Annotated in this window: 16 protein-coding genes; 5 read left to right on the top strand and 11 right to left on the bottom strand. The window is 40.0% G+C overall.

Translation table 11 applies throughout. The features are described 5' to 3' along the window. The first annotated feature begins 51 nt into the window (after positions 1 to 51). The gene (locus ESB04_RS10980) at positions 52 to 1074 is read left to right on the top strand and encodes a hypothetical protein (RefSeq protein WP_129027798.1); all 1023 of its coding nucleotides are present in this window, start codon (positions 52 to 54) and stop codon (positions 1072 to 1074) included. Between the two features lie 11 nt (positions 1075 to 1085). After that, on the top strand, positions 1086 to 2642 hold the full coding sequence (locus ESB04_RS10975) for a hypothetical protein (protein ID WP_129027797.1): 1557 nt from the start codon (positions 1086 to 1088) through the stop codon (positions 2640 to 2642). On the opposite strand, the gene ESB04_RS10970 is transcribed toward ESB04_RS10975, so the two are convergent. From ESB04_RS10970 to ESB04_RS10960, 3 genes are read right to left on the bottom strand one after another with little or no spacing between them, the layout of a single operon-like run. Beyond that, positions 2643 to 3164: a shikimate kinase gene (locus ESB04_RS10970; protein ID WP_129027796.1), complete on the bottom strand. Its 522-nt coding sequence runs from the start codon at positions 3162 to 3164 to the stop codon at positions 2643 to 2645. Positions 3165 to 3166: 2 nt separating this feature from the next. Beyond that, positions 3167 to 4279, bottom strand: a complete 1113-nt coding sequence (locus ESB04_RS10965; RefSeq protein ID WP_129027795.1) for a BT_3928 family protein — start codon at positions 4277 to 4279, stop codon at positions 3167 to 3169. Positions 4280 to 4289: 10 nt separating this feature from the next. Then, positions 4290 to 4868, bottom strand: a complete 579-nt coding sequence (locus tag ESB04_RS10960; protein ID WP_129027794.1) for a DUF1599 domain-containing protein — start codon at positions 4866 to 4868, stop codon at positions 4290 to 4292. 151 nt (positions 4869 to 5019) lie between these two features. Between ESB04_RS10960 and folP the strand changes: the two genes are divergently transcribed. Continuing rightward, positions 5020 to 5814, top strand: coding sequence for a dihydropteroate synthase (gene folP / locus ESB04_RS10955; RefSeq protein ID WP_129027793.1), 795 nt, complete (start codon positions 5020 to 5022; stop codon positions 5812 to 5814). After that, positions 5792 to 6607, top strand: coding sequence for an aminotransferase class IV (locus ESB04_RS10950; RefSeq protein WP_129027792.1), 816 nt, complete (start codon positions 5792 to 5794; stop codon positions 6605 to 6607). Before folP ends, ESB04_RS10950 begins: the two co-directional genes overlap by 23 nt. Here ESB04_RS10950 and mog read toward each other — a convergent pair. From mog to aroQ, 8 genes are read right to left on the bottom strand one after another with little or no spacing between them, the layout of a single operon-like run. Continuing rightward, a complete protein-coding gene (mog, locus tag ESB04_RS10945) occupies positions 6604 to 7131 on the bottom strand; it encodes a molybdopterin adenylyltransferase (protein ID WP_129027791.1) in 528 nt (175 codons plus the stop codon). The genes ESB04_RS10950 and mog overlap by 4 nt on opposite strands. Then, a complete protein-coding gene (locus ESB04_RS10940; RefSeq protein WP_129027790.1) occupies positions 7128 to 7925 on the bottom strand; it encodes a tRNA threonylcarbamoyladenosine dehydratase in 798 nt (265 codons plus the stop codon). Before ESB04_RS10940 ends, mog begins: the two co-directional genes overlap by 4 nt. Before the next feature lie 3 nt (positions 7926 to 7928). Further along, positions 7929 to 8894: a glycosyltransferase family 2 protein gene (locus ESB04_RS10935; RefSeq protein ID WP_129027789.1), complete on the bottom strand. Its 966-nt coding sequence runs from the start codon at positions 8892 to 8894 to the stop codon at positions 7929 to 7931. Positions 8895 to 8927: 33 nt separating this feature from the next. Next, positions 8928 to 9644 carry a tRNA1(Val) (adenine(37)-N6)-methyltransferase gene (locus tag ESB04_RS10930; RefSeq protein WP_129027788.1) on the bottom strand — a complete coding sequence of 239 codons (717 nt, stop codon included), beginning with the start codon at positions 9642 to 9644 and terminating at the stop codon, positions 8928 to 8930. Beyond that, a complete protein-coding gene (locus ESB04_RS10925; RefSeq protein ID WP_129027787.1) occupies positions 9631 to 10257 on the bottom strand; it encodes a ribonuclease H1 domain-containing protein in 627 nt (208 codons plus the stop codon). The genes ESB04_RS10930 and ESB04_RS10925 overlap by 14 nt, the downstream gene beginning before the upstream one ends. A 2-nt stretch (positions 10258 to 10259) precedes the next feature. Continuing rightward, positions 10260 to 10829 carry a MarC family protein gene (locus ESB04_RS10920; RefSeq protein ID WP_129027786.1) on the bottom strand — a complete coding sequence of 190 codons (570 nt, stop codon included), beginning with the start codon at positions 10827 to 10829 and terminating at the stop codon, positions 10260 to 10262. Between the two features lies 1 nt (position 10830). After that, the gene (locus ESB04_RS10915; RefSeq protein ID WP_129027785.1) at positions 10831 to 11895 is read right to left on the bottom strand and encodes an aminotransferase class V-fold PLP-dependent enzyme; all 1065 of its coding nucleotides are present in this window, start codon (positions 11893 to 11895) and stop codon (positions 10831 to 10833) included. Position 11896: 1 nt separating this feature from the next. Beyond that, the gene (gene aroQ, locus ESB04_RS10910; protein WP_129027784.1) at positions 11897 to 12322 is read right to left on the bottom strand and encodes a type II 3-dehydroquinate dehydratase; all 426 of its coding nucleotides are present in this window, start codon (positions 12320 to 12322) and stop codon (positions 11897 to 11899) included. Positions 12323 to 12424: 102 nt separating this feature from the next. Here aroQ and xerD point away from each other — a divergent pair, with 102 nt between their 5' ends. Next, the gene (gene xerD / locus ESB04_RS10905) at positions 12425 to 13333 is read left to right on the top strand and encodes a site-specific tyrosine recombinase XerD (protein WP_129027783.1); all 909 of its coding nucleotides are present in this window, start codon (positions 12425 to 12427) and stop codon (positions 13331 to 13333) included. The last annotated feature ends 10 nt before the right edge of the window (positions 13334 to 13343 follow it).

The raw sequence follows: 13343 nt of genomic DNA, 5'->3' as shown, positions 1-13343 counted from the left end.
ACAAAGATACGTTATTGTCCTTAGTTAAGCTTATAAATTATACCTAAGACCATGAAAAATCAACTTATTGTCTTGTCTTTAGTGGGTATAGCGGCTTTTTTTCAAGCCTGTGTAACCATTCAGGTGAGCCCATCCAGTGAGCTTGCCAAGCGTCAATTTGCTTCTGATGATTTGTATGATACACCTCAGCGTGCCGTGGCATCTACTAAAAAGGTAAGATCAGATTATTTGAATTTTGATGATAATACTGTGGTTATCGAGGAAGAGGAAGGGATAGCGCAGCAGTCAACATATTTAAATTCTCGCAGTGTATACAATTATAACAATAGTGTCAACCCAAATACATATAATCGAGCTTACAGCAACGGTTATGTGGATGGCTTTAGTTCTGCTTCTACCTGGAACAATTGGTACGTAAATCCATTTATCACCTTTGGTTATGGATTTGGATCTCGCTGGTACTCTCCATTGAGTTCCTATAATTTGATGATGAACCCTTTTTATTCTGCATATGGTATGATGTATGATCCTTTTTATTATGGATCCTCCTTTGGTTTCGGTTCTGTATATGGGTTTAATTCATATCGTTATTATGATCCTTTTTATAATCCATGGTCCTTCTACAACCCTTATCGCAATTTTGGTGGGGTAGTCTACAATAATTACAACTATTATAATTCTTTAGGTTCTAATGGCTATAATTACAATAACACGACGGTGGATCCACCTCGTAAAGTTTATTATGGTCCAAGGGAGACAGGTACTTCGAATCGTGCGGCATACGGAGATTCTTTCTCCAATACGCCAAGAAGTGGAAACAATTATTACAATAATCAAGGATCTAATCAGCCAAGTAATTATTCGAACCGTTCCGTTGGCACGCAAAGCTATGAGCGTTCAGCTGCTCCAAGAAGAAATTCTAACGTAGAATATCGTTATGCAGAGCCATCTTCTTCTCGTCAATATGAATCTTTCTCAAGACCATCTTATAATTCTGGAGGTGGAGGAGGTTCCTACGGTGGTGGTGGAAGCAGCGGCGGTGGTGGCGGTGGAAGTTCCCGTGGTCCTAGGTAATATCTGAATGTATGAAAAAGTATTTTTTAACAATCGCGGTAGGATTGTGCTTACCTAGCTTTGTCTTTGGGCAAATTTATAGTTATTCCAATTTGGCTAAATACTTTTCGAGCACTTATTCCTCAGGAACAGCTCGTATGCAAGCCTTAGGAGGAAATTACAGTGTCCTCGGTGCGGATGTCACTTCCATAGCTTCTAATCCTGCGGGACTAGGATTTTACAATCGCTCGGAGGTGCATTTGAGTATGGCTCAACAAAATTCTTCTACCTCGTCTAATTACTTAGGTTCAAACGCCAAGCAAACGGATGCATTATTTCATTTGCCTACGCTAGGTTTAGTGCTGGCTGGTGATCCTAATATTCGCAGTAAATGGCATGGAGCCTTTGGCATTAGTTTTGTTCGTCATGTGGTTTTTACTCAACCCGTTTATGTTTCTGGGGTTAATAATCGGAGTTCCTTGTTAGATTCATTCATTGAAAAAGCCAACGATAAAAAAGCTACGGGAGCAAGTTTGGATGAAGAATACAGTCCAGCCAGTAATTATGCAGATAGTCCTGAGGCAGCTGCTTACCAAGCTTATTTAATTGATCCCAATCCCAGCACTGGTGGAGTGCCATTTACTAGGTATGAGTCTAATTTACCTACCTCACAAGTAGGTGAGGTGGTCAATTCAGGAGCCATGAGCAGTTGGAATTTTGGCTACGGGGCCTCCTACTTGGATAAATTGTATATTGGAGCGGGTTTGCAGTTTTCTAAAATTTCTTCATCTACTACTAGCAATTGGACCGAGGAATATATTGGAGGGAAATATGTAGCTGGTATGAATTACCGAGAAACATTAGTAACTAATGGTTCGGGTATTTCCTTGTCATTGGGTATGATTTATAAATGGAATAGCAACCTTAGGGTAGCCTTGAATTTCCAAAGTCCTACATATTTTGATCAAATGAATGAGCGTTATGATGCACGCATTAGTCCCAATGTGAACGGTATTCCATCTTTTGATTCCAATGGAACTCCAATCATCATTACCCGAGTAAGACCGGTGTATGTAACTCCCAATGAATTTACCTACCAAATGACAAGCCCAATGACCTTATCTGGCGGCTTGGCTTATTTCTTTGGAAAGAGGGCATTTTTGAGCATGGATGTGGCCTATATTAATTATCCTGGAATGAGAGTTTCATCAGCTGAATTATCTTCCTCAGCCAATCGCCAATTTCAGGATAAACATAATGGACAGATTAAGAGAGATTTTGATTCAGCCTTGAATGTGAAGATAGGTACTGAGGTGCGTGTAACGACAAATTGGAGTGTACGTGCTGGAGTGGCTCAATTTGGAGGAGGTTATTCCACTACCTACGATAGCATGGATCGAAATAGTTTACAACTTTCGGGAGGAATTGGGTACCGTAGTTCGTCTTTCTATTTGGATTTGACGGTGGTTCAACGTAGCGCTAAGGATGGATATACCCCATATAGCTTAAAAAATGCTGCAGATTATTCTTCTGCCATGTTGACGAAAAATAACCTGCAGCTAATGTTAGGAGCGGGAATTTTATTCTAATTATTGAACTGGAACATACGATTCAATCAACCATAATAATTGGTTGACACTTATTTCACCATCCACCTGAATATCGGCTTGTTTGTAAAAAGGTAATCTTTCCTCAAAAGTCTTTTTGATGGTGGCAATCACCGCTTCTTCGCTTTGACTTTTATCTAATAAAGGACGATTATTGCCTTGGGCTTTATATAATCTTTTGGCTAAGTCATCTAGTTCTACATTGAGAAAAATACTGATGCCATTTTTCTTCATGTAATCCATATTATCAAAAAAACAGGGAACGCCACCTCCTGTTGCAATTACCATGGATTGATCCGGCTGGAAACCATGTAAAGTCTTACGTTCTAATTCACGGAAATGAGCTTCACCATAGGTTGAAAAAATTTCTGAAATAGTTTTTTGCTCTCTGGTTTCAATCAGCTTATCCATATCTGTAAAACTAAAACCTAGGCTCCTGGCTAATTCTTTTCCGAGGGTACTTTTACCCGAGGAGGGCATTCCTATTAAATAAATATTTTTCATTCTTAATCTAGTGTTAATAAACTTTGATCAATTTCATCGATACTAGGCAAGTGGTAGGCAGACCATTTACCACGAACAGTTCCTTGGTTGAGTACCCAAAGACCTGGGCTGGATCGAATCATGGTTTTTAAAACTTTGCTATCAGCCGATAAGGCGGGAAAATTTAATTGGTATTCATGTCGGATGGCATTCACTTCATCATCCGAGGAGGCACTTAGTAACCAGACAATAATACCTTTTTTGTTGGCCTCATGGGCTAACTGGGAGATATCTTTCAGCGCTTCCAGATGGGAGTGATGCACATTGGGAATAATCACCAGTAGTTTTTTCCCCTTAAAACTCTCAGCGGTATAGTCGGTAGTATCATTATCCACCCAAATTCGGTAATCAGTAATCAATGGCCGAGCCTCCTTTTCATTTAAAGCTTGCATGGATACGAAAACCGCTTGGGAATCTGTAGGCATTTCAGTCAAAGTCACTTCCTTACCTTGTATTTTGTAAACGTAAGAAAAGCGTAGGGCCTCTCTGGATTTCATATTTTGGGGGATATTTTCTCCTACTGCATAAGGAAGTCCGTCGTGAATTGGTAAATAAAAATAGGTATATACGCCTAACAATATACTTAGTAGGGCACTGATACCTACAGGTAACATACGCGTATTAAATTCTTTTATTTTATCGGTAAATAATAGACTCAGCGCTAAAAGGAATAAAAATACATCCTTAAAAAAGGAGGTCCATGGCGTTAATTTAATCGTTTCTCCGAAACATCCACAATCAGTTACTTTATTAAAGTAGGCTGAATAAAATGTTAGGAAACCAAAGAAGGTGAGTAGGCCTAAAAATGTCCAAAGTACCTGTTGGGTTCGGTAGTTGGTCCACAGGGCTATTCCTAAAACCACCTCCAGACTACTTAATAAGATGGAAAGAGGTAGGGCATAAGGAATCCAGAATTTCCAAAAGCCTTCCATGGCAGGAAAGTCTTGTGAAAATACATCGAAATATTCTTCCAATTTTAACTGAGTTCCAATCGGGTCATTCAGTTTGATTAGCCCGGAGAAAAGGAAGATAAAAACCAATAAAAAGGTAGCGATTTTGCTATATTGCCTCATCATTATTGGTAAATTATTGTTGTTGAATTTGCATTTGTTCTTCCTTGATTTTAATCAAACAGAAGACAGCATAATTGAGCATATCTTGGTAATTAGCCTCAACTCCTTCCGAAACAAGGGTAATACCTTGGTTATTTTCAATTTGTTTGGTTCGGAATATCTTCATTAAAATCAGATCTGTCATACTACTCACGCGCATATCGCGCCAAGCTTCACCATAATCATGGTTTTTGTTACGTAAAAGCTCTAAAGTGATATCTACTTGATGGTCGTAAAACAGGCTGAGTTCTTCTGCACTGAATTCCATTTGGTCTGAATTTTCTAAAGACTTTTGAATGAGTGCAATGATGCAATAATTGATGATTCCAATGAATTCACCTTCAATACCATCTTGTATTTTCTGCTCTCCTTTTTCTTGAATGCTGCGAATGCGCTGCGCTTTAATGAAAATTTGATCCGTTAAACTGGGCAATCGTAAAATTCGCCAAGAAGTACCATAATCTTTGTTTTTTTTATCAAACAAGGCTTTGCAGTGTGAAATTACTTGTCGATATTCGATTTCAGTTTGGGAAGGCGCATTGTCCCTGTTCATAGGAGAGGATTAGTTTACAAATCTCTTTATTTTTTCAGACTACAAAATTATTTAAATTATCTAAATTTCAGCTCATTTGGAAGGTCTTTTTCCATCTTTTCAGACAATTCGATATCAGGCAGGTTTGATTCATCTTCAAACTCCTCAAATCATGGCCATTATTAATGCTACTCCTGATTCTTTTTTTTCGGGAAGCAGAGTTAATCAGGTAGATACCTGTATGGAAATGGCTGCCCAAATGCTAGAGGAAGGTGCAAGCATACTGGATATTGGCGGACACTCTACACGTCCTGACGCTCAGGAAGTTAGTGCGCAAGAAGAGCAAGATCGAGTGTTGCCCATTGTGGAGGCATTGAGAAAAGCCTTTCCTCAGGTTTGTATATCCGTAGATACGTATCGCTTGTCTGTTGCTCAAGCAGCCATTCAGGCAGGAGCAGATTGGTTCAATGACGTAGGTGGCGGTCAAATGGATGAAGGGATTTTTCCTTGGGTAGCTGAAAATCAAGTCCCTTATATTTTAACTCATAGTGTGGGTGCATTTTCCCAAGTGCATCAAGTGCCAAATTATCAGGATGTCGTAGAAGATGTTTGGCTAGATATGGCAAAAAAGTTACAAGAACTACGAGCCTTGGGAGCCAAAGATGTCATCCTTGACCCTGGATTTGGTTTTTCGAAGTCGCTGGACCAAAATTATCAACTATTGGCAGGTTTGAACCAACTGATGACCTTGGGTGTACCTGTTTTGGTGGGTGTGTCCAGAAAATCCATGATTCAAAAAGTGCTGGGAGTTAATTCGGAAAATGCTTTAAATGGGACTTCTGTTTTACATACGGTTGCTTTGCTACAAGGGGCCCATATTTTACGTGTACATGATGTGAAAGAAGCCCATGAGGTACTTTGTTTAGTTCAGAAATTACAAGAAAATGGTTTATCCAATTTATCATAATCACGACTGGTTAGATCCAGATCAAGTGAAAGTAAGTATTCAAGATGTAGGTTTTTTACGGGGATATGGTATTTTCGATTTTTTTCGAATCATGCATGGAAGCCCTGTTTTTTTATCAGATCATCTAGATCGTTTTTTAGCTTCTGCGCAAAAAATGGGTATTCCGCATTCCTACACGAAGGAACAATTGGCAGGTCTCATTCATGAAATTGCAAGCAGGTCTGAAGTTGAATGCTTGGGAGTTAAAATGATATTATCGGGTGGAGATTCCATGAATGGTTTTGAGCCATTGGGTAAAAGTCAGCTATTCATTATTCCCAATGAATTTCAATTCATGGATCCTCATCGGGGGGTGGCTTTGGCAAGCAGAGATTTTGTTCGTGAAATGGCAGATATTAAAACCTTAAATTATTCTTTTGCAGTGCGAAATTGGCCTATTATCAAATCTCAAGGCTTTGATGATTTTATATATTTTAGCCGCGAAACGGGTGTTTCTGAATCTTCCAGGAGTAATTTGTTTTGTGTTAAATCGGGTGTCTTGTACACTCCAGCTCAACATATATTAGAGGGCATCACTCGAAAACATGTGATTGATTTGGCTGCAAACATCATGGAGGTAAGGGTGCAGGATGTCAGTTTGGAGGAGTTTATGCTAGCTGATGAGGTTTTCACCACGGGTAGTACCAAGCGTGTAGTTCCCGTGAACCGTATAGATGATACCTGGATTGGAAGTGGTAAAAAAGGAATCTATACCCGGCAATTGTATGACTTGCTAGTCCAGCACGAAAATTAATTGGAAGGAGGTCTGAATGCCTTCATGTTGCTTTCATTGCAAACCAAATAAGGACCACCAATCAAATCAATACAATAGGGGATGGCAGGAAATACGGCTTCCAAGCATTGACGGATAGCCTTGGGCTTACCGGGTAAGTTGACAATCAAGGATTTACCTCGTATGCCTGCCGTTTGACGACTTAAGATAGCTGTCGGTACATATTGTAAACTTACTTGCCGCATTAATTCTCCGAAACCAGGCATCATCTTTTGACAAACAGCTTCTGTGGCTTCTGGAGTAACATCTCGCAGGGCTGGTCCGGTGCCTCCAGTGGTGACAATTAGACAGGCGCCTTGCTCATCTGCCATTTGGCACATGGCCTTTTCCAACAAAGGCTGCTCATCTGGAATCACGGCATAAATTACTTCAAATTCTGAGATTAAATATTCTTTTAACAATTCAACCACCGCTTTGCCAGGAATATCCTCGTAAATGCCGGCACTGGCTCTATCTGACACATTGATTACCCCTATTTTAATCATTTCTTTTGCTTATTTTTTTGTTCCATTCGAATAAAAGCTTTAAGCTTTTTTTCCATAGGAATAGGTTCATTCAATAAATCTCGAATAACTACCGACGCGCAAACGCCCCCAAAGGCGGCTGGTAAATAGGAAATGGTTCCATAAGCTGATTTTTTAAAGTTAGAACCATCCGTTAAAATAAGGGAATCATCCTTCACTTTTTCTTGAGAATAAACTGCCTTGATACCTCTGCCGACTCCCATTTTACGGATTCTTTTTCTAACCAAAGAAGCTAAGTAACATTCCCTAGTATCAAGTAAATCAGCAGTTCGTAATTTGGTAGGGTCAAGCTTACCTCCCGCACCCATGGAACTGACTATTTTTAGTCCTAGGTCATAAGCTGTCTTCAATAAAGTCAGTTTCGGAGTAACTGAATCGATGCAATCCATGACATAATCGTACTTCGTTTTTTCAAGAATTTCTTTAGCTGCCTCTGGGCTCAAAAATGTTTCGTGCTCATGCAATGCTAAATCCGGATTGATGGCTTTTAAACGCTCCGCCATGATTTTTACCTTGGCTACACCGTGATTAGTAGCTAATGCAGGTAACTGTCGATTTCTGTTGGTCGGGTCCACTACATCACCATCTACAATGGTCATGGTTCCCACGCCGGCTCTGGCAATAAACTCGGCTGCGAAGGAGCCTACTCCTCCTAATCCAACGATTAAGACATGGGAATTTTGTAATTGCTCAATGCCATGTTCCCCAATGAGAAGTTCAGAGCGACTAAGCCAACGAAGGTCTTTTGTACTCATAGATTAGGATAATTCTTCCTTGATTTGATAATCAGTAGTTTTGTCGGAATTCGTTACCATTAGTTCTCCAATAAATCCTGCTAGAAATAACTGAACCCCTAAGATGATAGCCACTAGTGCTAAAAAGAACAAGGGGTTATCGGTAACGTTGCGGTATTTTAGGTGCTGGGTAATGTTGTAAAGTTTTTCTCCAATCAGCCATAAGGTAATGATGCTTCCAGAAAAGAAAGACAATATACCTAGGCTACCAAAGAGGTGCATGGGTCTTTTACCAAAGGTCTGAACAAAGGTGATGGAGAGTAAGTCCAAAAAACCATATAAAAATCGTTCCAGACCAAATTTAGTGACACCATATTTTCTAGCTTGGTGTTGTACCACTTTTTCTCCAATCTTGGAAAATCCATTCCATTTGGCTTGTACGGGGATATATCGGTGCATTTCACCATATAATCGAATGGTCTTAATAACCTCTTTTCTATAGGCTTTTAATCCACAATTGAAATCATGCAAATAGACACCGGAAAGGGCACGAGTAGCTGCATTGTACAATTTCGTAGGGATGGTTTTGGATAAAGGATCAAAACGCTTTTGCTTCCAACCTGACACTAAATCGTATCCTTCTTCGCTAATCATTTGATATAATGCGGGAATCTCGTCTGGAGAATCCTGTAAGTCTGCATCCATGGTTATGACTACGTCTCCTTGTGCTTTGGAAAATCCTTCATGCAAAGCGGCAGATTTACCGTAATTGCGGGCAAAAGAACTCGCTTTGAGGCTAGGGTATTGCACCGATAAGGATTTCAAAACCTCCCAAGATTCATCTCGACTTCCATCATTCACAAAAATCATTTCATAAGTAAAATGATTGGCTCTCATGACGCGGTCAATCCAAGCACATAACTCTGGGAGAGATTCGGCCTCATTGAAGAGAGGAACGACGATGGAAATTTGTAGCGTGGAATCTTGCATGTTGACAAAAATACAAAAACCTGCGTTATTATTTTAAGGGAAGATTAAATAGTAAGGTCTTAATAATTCTTGAAAGTCAGGATGATACTTGCCTTGCGCATCTCGAATATGGATTTGTTCCAGCTTTACTTCCGTTTTTTGTCGGGCTCCCACCAGCATTTTTCGCAATACTTTAGCCCCTGGCTTGGGTATCATTTCTGCTAGTCTTTGAGCAAAAAGGCCTCTTTTTTTGGCGATTTCTATAAATAAAGCCATTTCATAGGGGGGATACAAAACGGCAAATTTTCCTTCCTCTGATAGATGTCGATCAATGGCATCTACTAATGCTTCCGCACTCAGATGATCAGCATGAATGGCCATTTGTTTCGATGGATCAGTAGCTGCTAAGTGCTGAGTAAAAAAGGGAGGATTGCAGATGACCAAATCATATGTTTGATTGGGATTCCATTCCTTGATATCTCCCTGAAAAATATGGATACGTTCTTTGAACGGGCTTTGATTGACATTTTCTTGAGCCAATGCAGCCACTTCCGGATGAATTTCTAAGGCATCTATATGAAGTTCGGTCGACTTTTGACAAATCATATGCGCCAATAATCCCGAGCCTGTACCTATGTCTAAGGCATGATGTGCGTTGGCGGTGGGAATCCAAGCACCCAAAAGACAAGCTTCCGTACTGATTTTAAGTCCAGGATTTCCGTGGGCTAATTGAAATTGTTTAAACTGAAAGAGGGATCTACTTTCTGCCATAATCCGCTGGATTTTCACCCCAATGCTCAGTCTCCCACTTTAGAATTTGGGTTTGGTAAAAATTACTTTTTAACCAAGCCAATGCCTTGTCTACTCGTTCAAATAGTTCTTCCGTTTGGGCATTTCTTTCCAAATTGGTCTTGATGGCTTTATTTCTGACCCAAGCTATGGCCGTTCTAGAATCCGAGTACAATGGATAGGGGCTATCAATTTTTTTGAGGTAGGCTAATCCGTGAACGATGGCTAGAAATTCTCCCAAATTTACCGTGCCTACGGGATATGGACCTTGTGCAAAAAGAACTTCTTTTGTTGCGGTATTGACCCCTTGGTATTCCAACACTCCGGGGTTTCCTGAGCAGGCAGCATCTACAGAAATACTGGGAATGATGATATTTTGATTTTGAAGGGGCTTTTTGGGACTGGAATTTTTGCTTGAATTGACACTTGCCCAATAATTTTTTTTGTAGGCATCTTCGGCTGCCGCCTGACTTTCAAAGGATTTATACTGTGCCCCAGGAAAATTTTTAATCAGTTTTTCCACTTTGGCCCAAGAGTCAAAAATGCCAGTCTCATGTCCCGCCCAAATGACATAATATTTTTGTTTTTTACTCATGCCTAAAATAGACGGGTTTTAATGATTTTTATGGCGATGGCAATTAGAATTACTCCAAATACCTTTCGTAAAATTTGCGTGCCCACATTACCTAATTTCTTTTCTATCCAAACACTGCTACGAAGGACTAAATAGATAAAGATGAGGTTAATAAGTATGCTGATGATGATGTTTTCCTCCTCAAACTGTGATTTCAGAGAAATCAAGGTGGTCATAGTACCTGCACCAGCGATGACCGGAAAAGCCAAGGGAACTATGGAGTGGGTTCCTCCTTGCATTTCTTCCGCCTTGAAAATATTTCTGCCAAGAGTCATTTCTAGGCCTATAAGAAATATGATTAAAGCACCGGCTACAGCGAATGAGTTGGTGTCAACACCCAAGAGATGTAGTATAAATTTACCTGCAAAAAAGAAACCTATCATGATGGCCCCAGAGACTAAAGTGGCTTGCTCCGCATGAATACTGCCATTTTTCTTTCTCAGATCGATGATGATGGGAATAGATCCCAAGATATCAATCACGGAAAAGAGTATGAGGCTTGATGATATAATTTCTTTTAGGTCGAAGTGCATGTTAAGCTTGTATGATTTGAATCAAAGAATGGATATCTTCTAGCGTATGACTTGGGAAATTGGCAATTCGAAAGGTATTTTCCTTCCAAACTCCATAACCTTTTCCTAAGTCCACGTGGTTTTGTTCCGCTAGTCGTAAAATTCGATGAACTTCCGACGCTTCTCCTTGTAGGGCTAAGACAGTAGGTAAGCGAAGTTCTTTTTTATCGATTAAAAAATCAAATTGGAATTGTGATTGATGTTGCCAAAAATCCTCCCAGATCGCCATTTTTTCCAAGGTGCTTTGTTGAATCTCTTGGATAGATGGCAACGTTTGACTCAAACGGTTTAAAAGGTAAATGCCCAGCACATTGGGCGTATAGTGCGTTTGGAACAATTTTCGATTTTGTTCCATCAACAAAATGCTGTTATAATGTCCTTTATGTTGTAATTTCTCTGCACGTGCTAAAGCTTTTGGGGAACAAATGAGTACACCCAATCCTGCTGGAATACCCATGCATTTTTGGCAGGAGGCCAACCATACATCTGCTTCAGACCAAGGTAATTGGATGCCCCCCATGGAGGAAGTGGCATCTACAGCAATCAGGCAATCATCCGAAAAACCTAAGTCCTTTCGATTGATTACTTGTCCAGTGCCATTGGAGGTTTCGCTTTGTACCAGACAAAGGGTGTCAATGGATGATTTTTGTTGCGGAGTAATAGACTCGGCACATTCAACCAAGGATTCATTTAAAGCAAATTCTTTACTTTGGGCCTGTGGAATGATTTGCGCCACATAATGGCTCCATTTTTTACCAAAAGCACCATTATAGAGGTGCATACTTTTTTGTTCTATTAATGACTCTGCGACTATTTCCCAAGCTTCTGTGGCAGAGGAAATAAAATAAATGGTGTATTCACTGGGAATATCCCATTTCTGGTGCAGATTTTCTAAAGTTTCTTTTAAAAGTCTCTCAAAGCGGGCACTCCGATGGTTAATGCTTACAATACCTTGCTCATACGCTTCTTGGATGAAGCCCAAAGTTTGAGGATAGACTTTGGATGGACCAGGGTAAAAAGAAAGCATGTTAAATAAAGGAATACAGGCCTAAATCATAACTTCTCAATCCAAAACCGATGATGGTTCCTTTGCATTTTGGACTTAAGTAAGAATGTGCACGGAAAGATTCCCGGGCATGCACATTAGAAATATGGACTTCAATGACTGGAGTAGAAATGGCGGAAACGGCATCAGCTATGGCAATGGAAGTATGGGTATATCCGCCTGCATTTAATAAAATACCGTCATAGGAAAAGCCAACCTCATGTAATTTGCTGATTATGGCACCCTCGCTGTTGGATTGGAAATATTCCAAATCCAATTCCTTTTCGAATTTGTCTTTTAAAACCTCTAAGTATTGTTCAAAGGTCTGATGACCATAAATTTCAGGTTCTCTCGTACCTAATAAATTTAAATTGGGGCCATTGAGAATTAATATTTTTTTTCTGACCATAAAAACGGGATTTACTTAACTTTCAAGGAGTTTAAAACGTTCGTCAAGGTTTAAAATTACGTATTTCTTCTAAATTTACATGTTAGTTTTAATAAAAAGGCCATGTGGGAAAAGGAAATCCAATCCTTTGGGAATTATTTAAAGATAGAACGAGGTTTATCTGGGCACTCGCATGAGGCCTATTTGCGGGATGTGAGGAAGCTGGCCGCTTACCTAGCACCAATCCTAGGAGAGAAGTGGCCTTTGACGGATTTGAAGGAAGAGCATATTTTATCATTTTTGAAAGATCTGCATAGCCTGGGTATTGAAGCCAGTACTCAGGCTCGGTGTCTTTCGGGTTTGCGTTCCTTTTTTCATTACCTCACTTTTGATGGACATATTGAACAGGATCCTACTTGGCATATCAAGAGTCCTCAACAAGGACGTAAACTTCCAGACACGCTTTCATTGGATGAAATCAATCAAATCTTGGAGCAAAATGATATGTCAACTCCCGAAGGCGTGCGCAATCGGGCTATGTTGGAAATGTTGTATGGCGCAGGAATGCGAGTTTCAGAATTAACACAATTGAAATTGACGGATGTATATGAAGATATTGGTTTCTTGAAAGTACGTGGAAAAGGGGATAAGGAAAGGCTAGTTCCTGCCGGGAAGGATGCTTTTCGTTATCTGAAAATATACTTAGAATCAGTTCGGTCACAAATACCTGTGAAGAAGGAAGCTTTGAATTATGTGTTCTTAAACAGGAGAGGAGGCTCCTTGAGTCGGGTCATGGTTTTTATTATTTGCAAAGACTTAGCCGCAAAAGCCGGGATAACCAAATCAATTAGTCCACATACATTTCGACATTCTTTTGCCACGCATTTGATAGAGGGAGGAGCAGATTTACGGGCTGTTCAGGAGATGCTTGGGCATGAATCCATTTTAACCACTGAAATTTATACCCACCTTGATCGGGCCTACTTGAGTCAGATGGTACGGGATTTTCATCCGCTGAATAAGAGGATGTAGAATGTCTTGT

This window comes from Aquirufa rosea (assembly GCF_004118285.1).
GTDB lineage: Bacteria > Bacteroidota > Bacteroidia > Cytophagales > Spirosomataceae > Aquirufa > Aquirufa rosea.
This window is presented reverse-complemented; position numbering and strand designations above follow the sequence as displayed.